Source organism: Heyndrickxia vini (assembly GCF_016772275.1).
GTDB classification, from domain to species: domain Bacteria; phylum Bacillota; class Bacilli; order Bacillales; family Bacillaceae_C; genus Heyndrickxia; species Heyndrickxia vini.
Window position 1 is genome coordinate 1,864,846 of record NZ_CP065425.1, and the last position, 17,297, is coordinate 1,882,142.

Sequence of the window (17,297 nt, forward strand, 5' to 3'; positions counted from 1 at the left end):
AAGTAAATAAATTCATGCTCTCCTTTTGGAAGGAGGGCATTATTTATATAAATTACTCGTTCTCTAAAAATAATTTTGATAGAAATAATACATTGTTAAAGGGTGACAGGATGTCAAATTTTTCATTGATTGCTACTGCGGCGATGGGGCTTGAAGCAATCGTAGCAAAGGAAGTAACTAATTTAGGTTACGAATGTAAAGTAGATAACGGTAAAATTGAATATAAAGGGGACGCTAAGGCCATTGCTCGCAGTAATCTTTGGTTACGTACGGCCGACCGAGTTAAAATAAAAGTCGGTGAATTTAAAGCCTTAACATTTGACGAATTATTTGAAAAAACAAAGGCACTTAACTGGGAGAACTTCCTCCCTGAGAATGCGGAATTTCCAGTTCAAGGGAAGTCAGTAAAATCAAAATTATTTAGTGTTTCTGATTGTCAAGCTATTGTAAAAAAGGCGATTGTAGAACGACTTCGTAAGCATTATAAAAAAACTTCGTGGTTTGAGGAAAATGGTCCACTATTTAAAATAGAAATAGCACTCCACAAGGATATAGCGACTTTAACAATTGACACAAGTGGTGTTGGATTACATAAACGGGGCTATCGCGTAAATCAGGGAGAGGCACCTCTCAAGGAAACATTAGCGGCTGCTTTAATTCAATTAACGAATTGGCATCCAGATCGACCTTTTTTGATCCGTTTTGTGGATCAGGGACGATTCCGATTGAAGCTGCTTTAATCGGCCAAAATATTGCACCTGGTTTTAACCGTGATTTTGCTTCAGAATCTTGGCCATGGATTGGTGATAAGGTATGGGAAGATGCGCGTAATGAAGCGGAAGATTTAGCGAAATATGATCAACGATTACAAATTACAGGCACAGATATTGATCATCGAATGATCGAAGTGTCCAAGGAAAATGCGATAGAGGCGGGTTTAGGTGATTTGATTACATTTAAGCAAATGCAGGTATCTGACATTACAACAAAAGACCAATATGGCGTCCTTGTTGGAAATCCTCCATATGGTGAACGCCTTGGTGAACGTAAAGAAGTTGAAAAAATGTATAGGGAAATGGGAAAAGCCTTCGCAACACTCGATACTTGGTCCTTCTATATTTTAACTTCGTATGAACAATTTGAAGAGGTATATGGAAGGAAAGCAACGAAAAAGCGGAAACTATTTAATGGATTTATTCGTACAGATTTGTATCAATATTGGGGACCAAGACCACCCAGGGTATAAATGGGTGACAAAAGGCCATCTAGAGTTTAACGTTGTGGAATAACTTCTTGCATATCGGAATATAATAGAAATATTTCAATGTGAAAGGGAGTTTAATTTGATCTCAACTGATTTTGATAAAATCGCAAAAGCAATTACTAATACATTCGAGCTTATACGATTAGATGAAACAACTTCAGATACTGCTTTTGAAATGTTAAAAGAAGCGGAATTATCGTTAAAAGAAGCAAAAAGTTATGTATTAACAAAATTGCAATCCATTTCATAAGAACGCAAGTGTATGTTGATACACTTGCGTTTTTATGTGAAGGTTGTTTTAAAAACTTTGAATGATGATTATGTAATTATCGCTGGAGGAACAAATATGAAAACCGGACTACCTTTTACTATTACAAAAGAGGAATCGTTTTATGATAAATTAGGAGATTGGATTGGCGATGTCTTTTATGATATTTTGCCTGAAAAAGGTTTTGAATTAAGGGACGAACAAATTTATATGGCTTTTCAGATGGAAAAGGCGTTTAAAGAAAAAAAAGTGATTTTTGCCGAAGCTGGTGTTGGTACGGGAAAAACAATTGTGTATCTTTTATATGCATTATGTTATGCAAGATACACAGGAAAACCAGCAATTATCGCATGTGCTGATGAAACACTAATTGAGCAACTGATGAAAAAAGAGGGAGATATAAAAAAAATAGAAGCTGCACTTGGTTTACAAGCCGATGTTAGACTTGCGAAATCAAGAGATCAGTATCTATGTTTAAAGAAATTAGATTCCCAAATTCAAAAAAATGACATAGATGATATCGCTGCTATATATGATAATCTTCCTGAGTTTGTTCACGCTGAAGGGTCAATGCTTAAATATGAAAAGTATGGCGATCGAAAGGAATATTCAAATTTACCCGAAGACATGTGGAAAACTGTTGCATGGGATTCACTTCAAGATTGTTTTTCTTGTGATGTCCGTCATCGTTGTGGGCAAACGCTTCATCGGGACTATTATCGGAAAGCGGCCGATATTATTGTTTGCTCACATGATTACTATATGGAACATGTGTGGACGAAGGAATCACGGATTAGGGAAGGGCAATTACCACTACTCCCGGAAGCTAGCTGTGTTATTTTTGACGAAGGACATCTACTCGAATATGCTTGTCAAAAGGCATTAACCTATCGCATTCAAACGGAAACATTAGAAACATTATTAACTCGTTTAATGGAAAATGATGTACGTGACGAAACTCTTTATACAATTGAAAACGTTCTGTTTTTAAACGAGAAGTTCTTTGAGACTATGATAAAAGAGGCAACTCCAGTCATTGGATCTGATCGTTTCGAAATTAAAATGTCACCAGAGATTCTTAAATTTGCACATTCACTTCGTTTGCAAATTGACAAGTTATCTGAACAACTTGTTTTTGAAGGCGAAATGTTTGTATTAAATGAATACGATTTACGAATTGTTGAGGAATATTTAGAACAAATTCTTTTCTCATTAAAGTTGTTCTTGGAAGATACTGAGGGAATTGTTTGGTTTGAAATGACAGAATCAGATCATACTCTCGTTATCATGCCTCGATTAGTAGAAGAAGTATTACGGAAAGAAGTATTTTCAAAAAATATCCCATATATATTTTCTTCCGCTACATTGTCAAATAATGGGGACTACTCATATATAGCAAATAGTTTAGGGATTAATTCATATTTGTCCTTAAAAGTCGATTCACCATTTGACTATGAAAGCAATATGGAAGTTTCTATTCATCGGATTAAATCTAGCAAGAACCAGTATGGTGAATTTCTTTCTTTGCTAAAAGAAGCTGGTGGTAGAAGTCTTTTATTATTTAGTTCTAAAGATTCGATGTCTGAATTTAAGCAGTATGTTCTACATCAAGAAGATGTAGGTTTAAATATGTTATTTGAGGGAGATAAGGAAATCAGTCATTTAGTATCTATGTTTCAGCAAAATGAAGAAACAGTTCTTTGTGCATATCATCTGTGGGAAGGGCTAGATATACCCGGTCCAACATTATCAAATGTGATGATTGCGGAATTACCTTTTCCTCCAAAAGATCCTGTTTTCGATGCAAAGAGGAGAGTTAGTGTCAATCCGTTCAATGAAGTCGATGTTCCTTATATGTTATTACGTTTAAAACAAGGAATAGGTAGATTAATTCGGACTTCAACTGACAAAGGGACTATTCACATTTGGACGAAACCTTCTCAAGAGGATGCCATTTTAGATTCTATTTTACCTTTATTACCCGTTAAACCAACCTTTTATAGTTGACTATGAAAGAAAAGGTTAATTGATAAAAAAATCGGTGTGAAACAACGAAGTTTCACACCGATTTTTATTGTTCTCCCTTTTCAGAAGAATATGATAAAATATATTTGATGTTGATTTTTTAGGGAGGTTCAATTTAACAATGTCAGAGCATACAAAAGAAATAGAAAAAGAATTTTTAGAATATGTAAAAAAAATGCAAGCATATAATGAAGCACTCGGGTTGATCTATTGGGATCTTCGCACGGGAGCGCCAAAGAACGGTGTAGATCAACGATCAGAAGTTGTTGGAATGCTTTCATCGGAAGTATTTCAAATGTCAACCTCTGAGGAAATGGCAGCATACATAGCTAGTCTCTCAGGAAGTGAAAATTTATCAGAGATTACGAAAAAGACATTAAATGAATGCAAAAAAGACTATGATCGCAACAAAAAAATTCCGGTTAAGGATTTTAAAGAGTATGTTATCCTACAGTCTAAGGCCGAAAGTGTTTGGGAAGAAGCGAGAGCAAAAGCTGACTTTGAAATGTTCCAGCCTTATTTAGAAAAAATTGTTAAATTCCAAAAAAAGTTTATTGGATATTGGGGATATGAAGGGAATAAATATAATACATTACTTGATATGTACGAGCCGGGTATCACGGTAGATATTTTAGATCAAGTATTTTCAGAAGTGAGAGAGGCAATTATCCCATTAGTCAAAAAGATATCTGAATCCTCAAACAAACCGGATACTTCATTTATTTTTAAACATTTTCCTAAGGATAAACAAAAGGAGTTTAGCTTGAAAATATTAGAGCAAATGGGCTATGATTTTAATTCTGGACGTTTAGATGAAACAGTACATCCATTTGCTACTGGTTTAAACCCGGGAGATGTACGTGTTACGACAAGATATGATGAAGAAGATTGGCGCACAGCTGTATTTGGTACCATCCATGAAGGTGGCCATGCATTATATGAACAAAATATCTCAAAAAGACTAATCGGAACTCCACTTTGTGGTGGTACATCAATGGGAATTCATGAATCACAATCTTTATTTTATGAAAATATTGTTGGTCGTGATTTTTCATTTTGGAAACATAATTATAATGTTCTGAAAGAGTATGGCGATGGACAATTCAAAGATATTGATCTAAATGATTTTTATAATGCTATAAACGAATCTAAGCCTTCTTTAATTCGTATAGAGGCGGATATGCTAACGTATCCACTTCATATTATCATTCGATATGAGATTGAAAAGGGATTATTTAATGATGAAATCGAAGTGAAAGACTTACCAAAGGTTTGGAATGACAAATATGAAGAATATTTAGGCATTCGTCCTGAAAACAATGCTGAAGGAGTACTTCAAGATGTACATTGGTCAGGCGGAAGTTTTGGCTATTTCCCTTCCTACGCACTAGGGTATATGTATGCTGCGCAATTTAAACATGCGATGTTAAAAGACCTTCCAAATTATGATGAGTTATTAGCATCAGGAAACTTAAAGCCGATTCAAGAATGGTTAACAGCGAATATTCATCAATATGGAAAATTGAAAAAACCTTTAGAAATTTTACACGATGTGACAGGAGAAGGATTGAACGCGAAATATTTAATCAATTATTTAACCAATAAATACACAAAGGTTTATAATTTATAATTCATTACTCATGGCAACTGGATTTATTTCGGTTGCCTTCAATTTCATATTGAAGGAGGAATAATTAGAATTGCCACAGCTTTTTATTATTTTGGCTGCGTTGTCATGGGGATTTATTTCGGTTTTTGTTAAAAAGTTATCAGCTTTTGGTTTTACAGAAATGGAAATTGTTACAATTCGCGTTGTTTATGCATTTATTTTGTTACTTCCAATTATTATATTTCAGCGGAAAAGATCAGTCATTCGCATTAAGCTTACACATATACCTTATTTTATAGGAACTGGACTTTGTAGTATTGTCTTTTTTAATTGGTGTTACTTTACTGCAATGAACAAGTTGTCGGTTTCATTTGCTGTAATGCTTTTGTATACTTCTCCGGCATTCGTCGCTATACTCTCCTATTTTTTTCTAAAAGAAAAATTAACGAAAAAGAAGTTATTTGCTGTTTTAATAACGATCTTTGGTTGTTCATTGATTGCGTTAAACGGTGGGGGAGATAATACTTGGGACCAATTAGGTTTTTCTATCGGACTAGGAGCGGGTTTAGGGTATGCATTATATAGTATCTTTGGTAAGCTTGCTACTCGATATTATGATTCTATTACAATAACGTTTTATACATTTCTTGTTGCTTCAATTTGTTTAGTTCCATTTTATCGTTTTTGGGAAAAATTCAATCAGATTCCAACTAATTTACATTTTTATATGATCGGTTTAGCACTTGTACCGACCGTATTAGCATACTTATTATATACGATTGGTTTGAATCGGATTGAAAGCAGTACGGCCGCTATTTTAGCTACAGTTGAACCTGTTGCAGCGATAATTATTGGTATTACACTTTTTAATGAAAAAATAGCGTATGTTCAATTTGCAGGGATCTTATGTATTTTATCATCCGTACTAATTTTAAGCATCAAAAGAAAATATATTAAAAGACATCAAAGTGAAGTAAGCTTTATTAACGAAAAAACCCGCTAATAATTTAGCGGGTTAACTTCATCACCATAGTTTAAATCCTTTTGACCCAGGAGGGGCATTTTGAATCATGTCCATAAACGGAACGGTGTATGCTATCAAGATTAAAGCAGCTAAGATAGTCAACCATATTTTCCAATTTTCAAGAACCATTGGCGTTTTTTCTGCACTTTCTGCAACTTCACCAACCGGAAAATCCTGTTCTCCTTTGGGCGCAAAGAATGCTAAATTAAGAACGATTACTATGATCAGAACGATGCCCAAAAAGAGTATGGAACCACCAATTGCTTGAGCGACTTGGTATGGAATCCAATCAAGTGCTTGTTGTGCATTTCCATAAGTAGTAAATGCCGTACGTCTTGGTGCTCCTAGAAGACCTTCAAGATGCATAGATCCTGACATGAATGCCATTCCGATTGTCCAACAAACCGCTTGAATAATTGCTAAACGATTCATTGCTTTTGTGAATACTCTTCCAGTTAAATGTGGAATTAGCCAATAACTTATACCAAAGAAAGTTAACACAACGGTTGTTGCGACGGTTAAATGGAAATGACCTGTTACCCAAATCGTATTATGGACAACTTGGTCCATTTGGTTAGAAGCATTTATAATCCCACCTGCACCGGCAGGGACGAAAGCAACCATACCGATAAATGGAACAACAAATCTAGCATCCTTCCATGGAAGTTTTTTCAACCACCCGAATAATCCTGTTGCACCTTTGGCTCTCCCGAACATTTCAAATGTTGCAAACATCGAAAAGGCAGTCATTAGGGAAGGTATAATAACCATAAATGTTAGAACAACTTGAACGAATTTCCAACTAGCATCGATGCCAGGTTCTGTTAACTGATGATGGAATCCTACTGGTATGGAAAATAATAAGAAAAGGATAAATACTAATCGTGCAAGTGAATCCGAGAATATTTTGCCGCCTATAATTTTTGGAATAATGACATACCATGCCATATATGCCGGTAGCAGCCAGAAATATACAAGTGGGTGACCAAAGTACCAAAATAGAGTTCGACTTACAAGTACATTCACTGTATCCACTAGACCTAATGACCACGGTAATAGTTGAAATAATACTTCCCCGGCCACACCTAAAGTACACACAATCCATAGTAATGAATTCACAACTACCATAAAACTTAATAATGGACTTGGTTTTCCAGGATTTTGCTTTCTCCATCTAATATAAGTGGCAATCATAGCACCACAAGCAATCCAACTACCGACAATTAGAAGTGTTAATCCTAAGTAGAAAAGAAAATGTGCTTGTAATGGTGCATAGAAGGTGTAAAGAACGGTTGCCTTATTTGTTAATATCATCCAAGTGGCGAAAATGGTTCCAATTACCATTACGATAAAGCCAATCCAACCGGATAATCTAGCTTTACTTGATAAAGTTCCGGAAGTTCGGCTGACTGCGGCAAATTGAAAACCTAATATAAAATATGTTGTAAGTCCTAATCCGAGTAAAACACCGTGGGCGGTTAATATTTCATAATAATTAATTCCACCCGGTAATTCCAACTTTCCAGATCTCACTAGTGTTTGTAGAAGTCCCATTAAACCACCAACTGCTAGTGCTATAAATGCCACTGAAATATATGCCATAGATAATTTTGCATCACGTTTATCCACTTTACTAAATTGTGCGTTCATCATTTTTCCACCACCTTAATTCTAGCTGACATCATATGATGTCCAGTACCACAATACTCATTACATATGATTAGAAATTCACCTGTTTTACTAAAAGTTGTAACATATTCACTTATATAACCCGGTTCTAACATCATATTGACATTTGTTCCAGCAATCTCAAATCCATGAACAACATCCTTAGTAGTAGCGATGATTTTTACTTTAGCACCTTTTGGGATTTCGATTTCCCCCGGTGTAAACGAGAAGGCAGCTGCAACAATTACTAATTCGTAATCCCATTCTTTACCTTGAACCTTGTGTAACCCTGGTTTTGTAAATGGTTCGCTCTCATTGACTCTTTCAGGATCAACGAAAGCTTTTGCACTCGGTGGCTTATGCCCTTGATGAAACGCTTGGATTCCGACAATAGATAAGAAAATAATAAGTGCTGAAATTCCGAAGGTTAACCACCATTTTTCATAGCGATGTAAATGCATAATCGATTCAACTCCAATCATTTATAGACGATTTAAATAAAGGCCAAAGACTGCAAGCCATGAAATAACTAGAAAGGCTCCTACGATAAAAACAGCAATCAAAGTCCCTTTTAAAGATGTTGGTTCTTCTTTTACCTTTTTTTTAGACTGTGGAATAGCCATACTTTATCACTCCATTCTTTTTTAAATATCTTTAACGTGATACTTTTATCATAGTGATGATATGAACATCCATCTGTGACTTTTATCACACTTAGGCGTACATTTTGTGATGAATATGTGAAAATGTGAACAAAAGTTTTATTGAAATAGCTTTTCAAGAACGATTAATGGTGATATAATCGAACCACAATAAAAAAAGCATTCACTCATATAATCGCGGGAATATGGCCTGCAAGTTTCTACCGAGCTACCTTAAATAGCTTGACTATGTGTGAGCAATGTAAATCAATAATTTACTATATTGATTATTTACTATTTCTATTGACATCTAGTTCAATGGACATTGCCACACTCATATAAGATGAGTGCAATGACCATTGGACTTTTTTATTTGTCCCTTTGGTCATAACTATTTGGAGGGAAGAAGAATGGATTTATTAAAACAAAAAATTAACAATGATGGGGTTGTTCTCTCAAATTCTGTACTAAAAGTGGATTCATTTTTAAATCATCAGATTGATCCCGTACTAATGAAAGCAATTGGAGAAGAATTTGCCGAAAGATTTCGGTTAGATAAAGTAACTAAAATTTTGACGATTGAATCGTCAGGGATTTCACCCGCATTGATGGCTGCTTTAACTCTTGGTATTAACGTTGTATTCGCTAGAAAACGAAAATCGCTAACTCTTGTTAAAGATTTGTATTCTGCAAAAGTACATTCGTTTACAAAAAATGAGACAAGCGAAATATCAGTATCAAAAAACTTTATTAATGAAAATGATCGTATTTTGATCATAGACGATTTCCTTGCTAATGGTCAGGCTGCTTTAGGTTTATTAAATATCGTTGAACAAGCTAAAGCGGAAGTAGTTGGAATAGGAATCGTTATCGAGAAATCTTTCCAAGATGGTGGTGAGCTTCTACGCAATAAAGGAATTAGAGTAGAATCCCTTGCACAAATAGCCGCATTAGAAGATGGGGAAGTGAAATTTAAAGAGGAGGTCTTGGCCTAATGCAAAATAAATTTAAAATGGCTACAATTGGAATTCAACACGTACTCGCTATGTATGCGGGTGCGGTTATTATTCCTTTAATTGTTGGCGGTAAGTTAGGAATGACCAGTAAAGAATTAACCTTTTTAGTTTCAATTGATATATTTATGTGTGGAATTGCAACGATCCTCCAAGTATGGAAAAATCGATTTTTCGGAATTGGTTTGCCAGTAGTTTTGGGATGTACTTTTACCGCAGTAGGTCCGATGATAGCGATAGGTTTACAAGATGGAATAACTGCAATATATGGGGCTGTCATCGCATCAGGACTTCTTATCATTATTATTAGTAAGTTTTTTGGGAAGTTAGTTCGCTTTTTTCCGCCAATTGTTACAGGTTCCGTTGTGACAACCATCGGTATTACACTTATCCCTGTTGCAATGAATAATATGGCAGGTGGGGAGGGGAACCCGCAATTTGGTTCTTTAAGCAATGTTGGTTTGGCTTTTGGAACATTAATAATAATTATCCTTTTACAACGATTTTTTAAAGGATTTATTCGGTCTATTTCGATTTTATTAGGACTAGTTATCGGAACAATAGCTGCAGCATTCATGGGGAAAGTAGATTTTACCCCAGTAAGTGATGCTTCTATGTTCCATATGATTACACCGCTTTATTTTGGCATTCCTACGTTTGAATGGTCTGCAATTTTAACGATGTTTCTTGTCGCGATGGTAAGCTTAGTTGAATCTACTGGCGTATACTATGCTTTAAGTGATATTACGAATCAAAAAATTTCCGAGGATGATCTAGCTAGAGGATATCGTTCTGAAGGATTGGCAAGCGTGATTGGCGGAATATTTAATTCATTTCCATATACTACCTTTTCGCAAAATGTGGGACTTGTACAATTATCAGGGATTAAATCGAAAAATGTTATTTACCTTGTTGGTATCTTTTTAATGATTTTAGGCTTAATTCCGAAACTTGGAGCATTAACAACAATTATTCCATCATCCGTCTTAGGTGGAGCAATGGTTGCAATGTTCGGATCTGTTATCGCTTCTGGAATAAAAATGTTAAGTCGAGTAGATTTATCATCCCATGAGAATTTATTAATTATTGCGTGTTCTGTTGGAATGGGAATGGGAGTAACTGTTGTACCTGGCCTTTTTGCTAATCTTCCTGAAAATATTCAAATTCTAACAAGCAATGGAATTGTAACTGGGAGCTTAACAGCCATTGTATTAAATATTTTATTTAATATCGTACCATCTAAGCAAAGGAAGCAGATAGAAGTTATCAGTCAAAAGGCATCATAAGTCTAGACACCTTTTTCCATTATCTTTAATATTATATAGCTATAAATTGTTATAAAGTGAGAGTGCTATGAATGATGGAAAGGTATTACTGTGACCATTGTCGGATCATCAGCGATAAAATTGAAAGATGCAGTAAGTGTGGAAAAGATATTACACAAAAAATCAAAATTCAAGTACAATACCAAACAAATTCAAGGTCAAACCAAAAAGGGTTCTGACCTTTTTTGGTTGGAAAGTTAGGTGAAGAGGCTTACAAAAGTAAGAAGTGAGCAGTTACAAAAACTGCTCTTATTTCTCAAGCATGAGCAAAAGATTTAGCTCACCTATTTGTTCTAATTGAACGGGAAGACATAAGGCTTTATCAAAACCGGAGAAACTTGAGTGTCCGATAATGACGGTTGGAGGGGTTATATCAATTACAAATCCTTTTTGAGAAATATTTGTTGACATATTTCCCGCAATCATGTTACCAAGTTCTCCTGAGAACGACTCAATCATTTCTGCTTGAATCGGCATACCGAACATCTTTTCACCGATTTTTGAAAATAAGTCATATTCACCATCAATAAGGATTCTTCCTTTAATGTCACCGGTAATGCCAACAAGTACCCCAATGGAATGTCCAGTGAAAGAAGCATTGTATAGCTTTGGAGAATCAATAAGGAGTGAAATTGGTAATACAGATTTTAAGGAATCAATTGTTGAATTTAATACTTCTGTTACTATTTTGCTCGCACTCACTGTCGTTTCCTCCCGAAAAATGTCTAACTTTATATTATCATATTTATTTAAATAGAATAAATATTTTTATAAAAAGTTAATATAGGGTGGAAAATATTGAGTGTATTTTCAATTTCAAAAGAAGTGTATAATAAATTTGCACAACAACTCCTTCAAAACATAAACCATTGCTCCCTCAGGGAGCTTTTTTTATACATAAAATTAGCATGATATGGAAAACATAACCTTACATATAGTAAGGGAGATCGATAAGTAATGCCTAAAATAGGTTCGGTTGGATTAGGAATTCCAAAATATAAATATTCACAAATTGATACAATGAACTTTGTTTATCAATTATTTTCTAATAATGTCAAAGACATCAACAGATTAATTAAAGTATTTCAAAATGGAGAAATACAAACGCGTTACTTTGTGAAGGATATGGTCTGGTTTAATGAGAATCATACATTTGCAGAAAAAAACAATGCGTTTATTAATGAAGCAATTGACTTAGGAATAAAAGCTATAGAAAATTGTCTGCCGGATGAAGATTATGGAACAATAGATGCAATTTTTATGGTTTGTACTTCCGGTCTTGCCACGCCAAGTATTGAAGCAAGAATTATGAATAAGTTGCCATTTAAGGAAGATGTAAAACGAATTCCTATCTGGGGATTAGGTTGTGCGGGAGGAGCATCAGGATTATCCCGTGCCTATGAATACTGTCTTGCTTTTCCGCAAGCAAAGGTAATTGTCTTATCAATTGAAATTTGTAGCTTGACATTTCAAAAAAATGATTTTTCTAAAAGTAATCTTATTGGAACATCACTATTTGCCGATGGGGCCGCATGTGCACTGGTTGTAGGCGATGAGTGTGAGCAAATTGAATATATTAATAAACCGATTCCCGCTATATATGGAACGGAATCACGGCTGATGGCCAATTCCCTAGATGTTATGGGCTGGGACTTTCAAGATGATGGAATGCATGTTATTTTTTCTAAAGATATCCCGTCTATCGTTGAACACTGGTTAAAACCGAATGTAGAATCATTTTTAACAAAATATGACTTGAGATTATCAGATATTTCCCAGTTTGTTGCACATCCTGGAGGTAAGAAGGTAGTAAAGGCATATGAAAAGGCTTTACAATTTCCTGCTTCAAAAACAGAGGACGCAAGAGAAGTATTGAATCAATTTGGTAATATGTCCTCACCTACCATTTTTTATGTTTTAAAACGCATTATGGATAGTGATGTAAAGTCAGGAGAATGGGGACTAGCCATTGCGTTAGGTCCCGGTTTTAGCTCAGAACAACTGTTAATGAGGTGGGAATAATGTTTTTTTATTTTCTGCTGATAGTCATCATTTTTCAAAGATGTGTTGAATTGTTTATCGCCAAGAAAAATGAAAAATGTTTAAAAAATCAGGGAGCTAAAGAGTATGGGCAAAAACATTATATTTTTATGGTTATGATGCATGTTTGTTTTTTTGTTTCACTTTTAATTGAGGTACCTTTTTTTGCAAAGTCAATAAGTAGCTTATGGCCAATTTGGATTAGTTTATTTTTATTTACACAAATTGGAAGAATATGGGTCATTCAATCTTTAGGAACATTTTGGAATACCAAAATAATTGTGTTGCCTGAAGCGACCGTCATTTCAAAAGGACCTTATAAATATATAAAACATCCTAATTACCTTATTGTGACAACCGAACTATTGGTCATCCCCCTAATGTTTAAAGCGTATTTTACTTTAATTTGCTTTTTTATTTTAAATCAAATGATTTTAGCAATACGAATCCCTTACGAAGAACGTGTACTTTTAAATGAAACTAATTATCAAACAATAAGCGAATTTCCACGTTTTTTGCCCAAACTTGTGAAACGTTCACGTTTAAAGTGAACGTTTTTTGTTTTTATTCTTGGGATACATGAGAAAATCCGTTAAAATAAGAAGTATTAAATGGTAGGGAGTTATTTTCATCATGACAAAAACGATTAATAAGCAACATACTGAAGAAAGTATTAAGAACTTAATAGGACTAATTGAACGATTTGAACAAAATGGTGATATGGAGAGAGCTGATAAAGCAAAAAGGTTATTAAAAAAGCGAATTGATCATGAATTTATCATCGCTTTTTGTGGTCATTTTTCGGCAGGTAAATCAACAATGATTAATTCATTACTTGGGGACACCGTATTACCGACAAGCCCAATTCCAACAAGCGCTAATTTGGTAAAAGTTCATAAAGCTGCTGAGGATTATGCAAAAGTATTTTATCATGATCAACCGCCATTATTATTTCAAGCACCATATGATTTTAAAAAGGTAAAAGAATTTTGCAAGAACGGCGATGTAAGTGAAGTAGAAATCGGTCAAGCGACATCAGATCTTGCGGAAGGTGTAACAGTGATGGATACACCTGGTGTAGATTCTACTGATGATGCCCATCGGATATCGACTGAATCGGCTATCCATTTGGCGGATATTGTCTTTTATGTGATGGACTACAATCATGTACAGTCTGAATTGAATTTTATGTATACAAAAGATTTGTTGCGCAACGGTGTTGAATTATATTTAATCATTAATCAAATAGATAAGCATAATGACGAAGAGTTATCCTTTAATGATTTTCAGAAATCTGTTAAAGAATCTTTTGCATCATGGGATGTACATCCGAACGGAATATTTTATACCACATTAAAAAAGCCGGATGATTCCAGAAATCAATTTCAAACTGTAAAAAAATTAATACAAAATACAATGAATGAAAGAGAAGCACGTATCGTTTCCTCTACAGAATCATCAGTGCATATTTTGGTCCAAGAGCATTTTAAATGGCTAAGAGAAGAGCAAGATGAAAAAGCGAAACAATATGACGAAATTGTAAGCCAATATCCTCCGGAAAAAAGACCGACCATTTTCAAAGATGAGGAAAAAATGGTTGAACAAATGGATGAGCTTAATGCTCGGGAAGAGAAATGGAAACAAACTTTTAACAAAGAATTAGATAAAATTTTGACCAATGCTTATTTAATGCCATTTCAAACAAGAGAATTAGCAGAAAGCTATTTAGAATCTGTCCAACCGGATTTTAAAGTTGGTTTTTTCGGGAAGAAGACAGGGCTTGTAAGAAGTGAGAGACTCGAAGCATTTTATAAAAATTTAACCACACAAGTAGATACGCAGCTTACTTGGCATCTTCGACAATTTGCAATAAATCAATTAAAGGAAGCAAAAATTGCTTCAGATGAACTGCAAAGACAGGCGCAGCAATTATCTATTGTTTTTGATGAGTCATTAATTACAAATAGTGTAAAGCCTGGTGCGAGATTAACTGGTGAATATGTACTTAATTATTGTGATCAAATTACGGAAAGCCTTCGAAAACAAGCGAGAACGACCTGTCAGACCTTTAGAGAAGAAGTATGGCAAACATTAAATATTGATATTAAGAATCAATATACGATCTTAGAAGATCGAGTCCGTACAATTAATAAAGTAACTAATGCATTACGGGGATTGGATCAACTAGAATTAGAGAGAAACCAAAAGGAAGAAAACGTCTATCTTCCTATTTCAAACGTGGATGAATTATATCTTTCAATACGAAGTGAATGGGAAAATAATGAAAAAGCAATACGAATCTACTCACCAGAAAATGAAAAAGATGAAGAAAAAAGTAATGAAAGCGAAAAAATACCCGAAACAAAAAAGGATAATATATCCGTTAATCCTTCACTTTCTATTGAAAGGACGATAGAAAAACTTAAAAAGGCAGTTTTCCTTTTAAAGGATAAAAAAGGATTTCAACGTGTAACAGATGTTTTGGCCGCAAAATCGAAGAGATTAGAAAATCGTGAATATACAATTGCATTATTCGGGGCATTCAGTGCAGGAAAATCCTCATTTGCTAATGCATTGTTAGGGGAAAAAGTATTACCTGTTTCACCTAATCCAACAACTGCAGCAATAAATCGAATTTGCCCGCCCACAAGGGAGAATAAGCATGGATCAGCCATTGTACATTTAAAATCAAACCAACATGTACTGGAAGATGTGCAAAAATCGCTTAAGTTCTTCGGAACAAACTGCAGTCAACTAGTAGATGCAGAGAATATTATTCAAAAAGTGATTCAAAGTGCATCAGGTAGTGATAAAGAAAAGATTCATTTATCGTTTTTAAAGGCATTTTTATTAGGTTTTCCAAAATATAAGGAAAAGCTTGGAGAAGACATAGTAACGGATTTACAAGAGTTTCGTGGTTTCGTAGCTAATGAATCCCAATCGTGTTTTGTTGAATCAATTGATTTGTATTATGATTCAGAATTGGCTCGAAAAGGTATTACTTTAGTTGATACACCAGGGGCAGATTCGATTAATGCACGTCATACAGGAGTTGCTTTTGAATACATCAAAAACTCGGATGCAATTCTGTTTGTCACATATTATAATCATGCATTCTCAAAGGCTGACCGAGAGTTTCTTATTCAATTGGGAAGGGTAAAGGATGCATTTGAATTAGATAAAATGTTTTTTATCATTAATGCTATAGATCTGGCCAATTCAGAAGACGAACTTAATGAAGTTCAAACCTATGTCCATGATCAATTGACCCAGTATGGGATTCGTTTTCCACGTATTTTTGGTGTCTCCAGTTTATTAGCATTAACAGAAGAGGTAAGTAAGTCAAGGATTAATCTATTTAAAAACGAATTCAATCATTTTCTTGAGACTGATTTAATGAAAATGACTATACAATCTGCAGATATAGAATTCCAAAAAGGAATCCAGATTCTCGATTCCTATATTGCAACGGCATTGGAAGGTAAAGAAGAAAAAGAAAATAAAAAACACGAATTGCTTAAGCGTAAAGAGCAAGTCCACTCACTGCTAACAAGTTTTACGTCCGATTTTGTAATGAATAAATTGCTGCAAGAACAAAAAGAACTCTTATTCTATGTTAAACAAAGAGTGTTTTATCGTTTTCCTGATTTCTTTAAAGAGGCATTCAACCCGGCAGTAATTCAAAAAAATAATAAAAGTGCGTTATCTATTGCATTAGATGATTTACTAGAGAGTATTGGCTATGATTTTTCACAAGAATTGCGTGCCACATCGCTTAGATTAGAGAATATTGTAAAAGAAGCCTTCGCACAGCAATTAAATCAATTTTCTGAGCAAATAGCGAAAATACAAAAAGATATACAGATCTCAAATTTTGAATGTAATCGTATGACAACCCCAACCTATCCGAATGCTTTCGAAAAGGTATCAAAAGTTTCATTTGAAAAAACCTTCAAGCATTTTAAAAATGCTAAATCATTTTTTGAAAAAAATGAAAAACAATTAATGCAAGATGAACTAGAAGAATTACTTCGTCCGTTAGCTGACGAATATATCGAGCAACAGGGAATTGTAATTCAACACAGCTTTACATTATTTATTGAACAACAATTTTCTCGGATGATTGAAGAGTTACTTCAAGATATACTCGAACAATATAATGGTTGGTTTGAAATTTTAGAAGACCATATTGATGTGAATGAATGGGTGGAAATTCGAAATCAATTAGCGATATAGATGAATTACGGAAAGGGAGAGATTTTTGAAACAAAACCGATTTCACGCTTGTGCCACATGCATTCATTTTTCTGCGGTTAGGATCGAACAGGGAATGAAGTATACTTGTAGACGCTTAGGCTATGATACGAAACCACATTACACGTTCGATTGTTGGAGTCCAAAGGAACATATTAAGAAATTG

The 17,297-nt window shown here is 34.5% G+C and carries 15 protein-coding genes and 1 riboswitch; of the genes, 11 read left to right on the forward strand and 4 right to left on the reverse strand.

The features are described from left to right. Window positions 1–110: 110 nt before the first annotated feature. From I5776_RS21385 to I5776_RS09375, 6 genes are all read left to right on the forward strand, one after another. Window positions 111–740 carry a THUMP domain-containing class I SAM-dependent RNA methyltransferase gene (locus I5776_RS21385; RefSeq protein WP_246483961.1) on the forward strand — a complete coding sequence of 210 codons (630 nt, stop codon included), beginning with the start codon at window positions 111–113 and terminating at the stop codon, window positions 738–740. Beyond that, window positions 641–1,246 (forward strand): THUMP domain-containing class I SAM-dependent RNA methyltransferase, encoded by a 606-nt coding sequence (locus I5776_RS21390; RefSeq protein ID WP_246483998.1) that lies wholly within the window; start codon window positions 641–643, stop codon window positions 1,244–1,246. Before I5776_RS21385 ends, I5776_RS21390 begins: the two co-directional genes overlap by 100 nt. A gap of 97 nt (window positions 1,247–1,343) precedes the next feature. After that, window positions 1,344–1,514 (forward strand): hypothetical protein, encoded by a 171-nt coding sequence (locus tag I5776_RS09360; RefSeq protein WP_202780343.1) that lies wholly within the window; start codon window positions 1,344–1,346, stop codon window positions 1,512–1,514. 96 nt (window positions 1,515–1,610) lie between these two features. Further along, window positions 1,611–3,539: an ATP-dependent DNA helicase gene (locus I5776_RS09365; RefSeq protein WP_202780344.1), complete on the forward strand. Its 1,929-nt coding sequence runs from the start codon at window positions 1,611–1,613 to the stop codon at window positions 3,537–3,539. Window positions 3,540–3,678: 139 nt separating this feature from the next. After that, complete coding sequence (locus I5776_RS09370; RefSeq protein WP_202780345.1) at window positions 3,679–5,187, forward strand: carboxypeptidase M32; 1,509 nt, start codon at window positions 3,679–3,681, stop codon at window positions 5,185–5,187. Window positions 5,188–5,257: 70 nt separating this feature from the next. Next, window positions 5,258–6,169: a DMT family transporter gene (locus I5776_RS09375; RefSeq protein ID WP_202780346.1), complete on the forward strand. Its 912-nt coding sequence runs from the start codon at window positions 5,258–5,260 to the stop codon at window positions 6,167–6,169. A gap of 21 nt (window positions 6,170–6,190) precedes the next feature. Here I5776_RS09375 and I5776_RS09380 read toward each other — a convergent pair whose 3' ends face one another. Genes I5776_RS09380 through I5776_RS09390 form a run of 3 tightly spaced genes read right to left on the reverse strand, consistent with a single transcriptional unit; the run spans window position 6,191 to window position 8,481 of the window. Then, on the reverse strand, window positions 6,191–7,843 hold the full coding sequence (locus I5776_RS09380; protein ID WP_202780347.1) for a b(o/a)3-type cytochrome-c oxidase subunit 1: 1,653 nt from the start codon (window positions 7,841–7,843) through the stop codon (window positions 6,191–6,193). Then, complete coding sequence (locus I5776_RS09385; RefSeq protein ID WP_202780753.1) at window positions 7,840–8,319, reverse strand: cytochrome c oxidase subunit II; 480 nt, start codon at window positions 8,317–8,319, stop codon at window positions 7,840–7,842. The genes I5776_RS09380 and I5776_RS09385 overlap by 4 nt, the downstream gene beginning before the upstream one ends. A gap of 21 nt (window positions 8,320–8,340) precedes the next feature. Then, a complete protein-coding gene (locus I5776_RS09390; RefSeq protein ID WP_066228507.1) occupies window positions 8,341–8,481 on the reverse strand; it encodes a subunit I/II of b(o/a)3-type cytochrome C oxidase in 141 nt (46 codons plus the stop codon). 186 nt (window positions 8,482–8,667) lie between these two features. Then, a riboswitch (purine riboswitch) is annotated at window positions 8,668–8,769 on the forward strand. 140 nt (window positions 8,770–8,909) lie between these two features. On the opposite strand from I5776_RS09390, the gene I5776_RS09395 reads away from it, so the two are divergent. Together I5776_RS09395 and I5776_RS09400 are read left to right on the forward strand one after the other, a co-directional pair. After that, window positions 8,910–9,494, forward strand: coding sequence for a xanthine phosphoribosyltransferase (locus tag I5776_RS09395; protein ID WP_202780348.1), 585 nt, complete (start codon window positions 8,910–8,912; stop codon window positions 9,492–9,494). Beyond that, entirely contained in the window at window positions 9,494–10,798 is a 1,305-nt protein-coding gene (locus I5776_RS09400; RefSeq protein ID WP_202780349.1) for a nucleobase:cation symporter-2 family protein, read from the forward strand. The genes I5776_RS09395 and I5776_RS09400 overlap by 1 nt, the downstream gene beginning before the upstream one ends. Window positions 10,799–11,086: 288 nt before the next feature. Here the strand turns inward: I5776_RS09400 and I5776_RS09405 are convergent, their stop codons facing one another. After that, complete coding sequence (locus I5776_RS09405) at window positions 11,087–11,539, reverse strand: chemotaxis protein CheX (RefSeq protein ID WP_202780350.1); 453 nt, start codon at window positions 11,537–11,539, stop codon at window positions 11,087–11,089. A 255-nt stretch (window positions 11,540–11,794) separates the two neighbouring features. On the opposite strand from I5776_RS09405, the gene I5776_RS09410 reads away from it, so the two are divergent. The 3 genes from I5776_RS09410 (at window position 11,795) to I5776_RS09420 (ending at window position 17,113) form a co-directional block, all read left to right on the forward strand. Further along, complete coding sequence (locus I5776_RS09410; protein WP_202780351.1) at window positions 11,795–12,859, forward strand: type III polyketide synthase; 1,065 nt, start codon at window positions 11,795–11,797, stop codon at window positions 12,857–12,859. After that, window positions 12,859–13,428: an isoprenylcysteine carboxyl methyltransferase family protein gene (locus I5776_RS09415; protein WP_202780352.1), complete on the forward strand. Its 570-nt coding sequence runs from the start codon at window positions 12,859–12,861 to the stop codon at window positions 13,426–13,428. The genes I5776_RS09410 and I5776_RS09415 overlap by 1 nt, the downstream gene beginning before the upstream one ends. A gap of 82 nt (window positions 13,429–13,510) precedes the next feature. Then, the gene (locus I5776_RS09420; RefSeq protein WP_202780353.1) at window positions 13,511–17,113 is read left to right on the forward strand and encodes a dynamin family protein; all 3,603 of its coding nucleotides are present in this window, start codon (window positions 13,511–13,513) and stop codon (window positions 17,111–17,113) included. Window positions 17,114–17,297: the final 184 nt, after the last annotated feature.

Excerpts from the sequence above, each read along its gene's own strand:
- I5776_RS21385 (WP_246483961.1), top strand. The coding sequence starts at position 111 with ATGTCAAATTTTTCATTGATTGCTACTGCGGCGATGGGGCTTGAAGCA.
- I5776_RS09365 (WP_202780344.1), top strand. The coding sequence starts at position 1,611 with ATGAAAACCGGACTACCTTTTACTATTACAAAAGAGGAATCGTTTTAT.
- I5776_RS09370 (WP_202780345.1), top strand. The coding sequence starts at position 3,679 with ATGTCAGAGCATACAAAAGAAATAGAAAAAGAATTTTTAGAATATGTA.
- I5776_RS09380 (WP_202780347.1), bottom strand. The coding sequence starts at position 7,843 with ATGATGAACGCACAATTTAGTAAAGTGGATAAACGTGATGCAAAATTA.
- I5776_RS09385 (WP_202780753.1), bottom strand. The coding sequence starts at position 8,319 with ATGCATTTACATCGCTATGAAAAATGGTGGTTAACCTTCGGAATTTCA.
- I5776_RS09390 (WP_066228507.1), bottom strand. The coding sequence starts at position 8,481 with ATGGCTATTCCACAGTCTAAAAAAAAGGTAAAAGAAGAACCAACATCT.
- I5776_RS09395 (WP_202780348.1), top strand. The coding sequence starts at position 8,910 with ATGGATTTATTAAAACAAAAAATTAACAATGATGGGGTTGTTCTCTCA.
- I5776_RS09400 (WP_202780349.1), top strand. The coding sequence starts at position 9,494 with ATGCAAAATAAATTTAAAATGGCTACAATTGGAATTCAACACGTACTC.
- I5776_RS09410 (WP_202780351.1), top strand. The coding sequence starts at position 11,795 with ATGCCTAAAATAGGTTCGGTTGGATTAGGAATTCCAAAATATAAATAT.
- I5776_RS09415 (WP_202780352.1), top strand. The coding sequence starts at position 12,859 with ATGTTTTTTTATTTTCTGCTGATAGTCATCATTTTTCAAAGATGTGTT.
- I5776_RS09420 (WP_202780353.1), top strand. The coding sequence starts at position 13,511 with ATGACAAAAACGATTAATAAGCAACATACTGAAGAAAGTATTAAGAAC.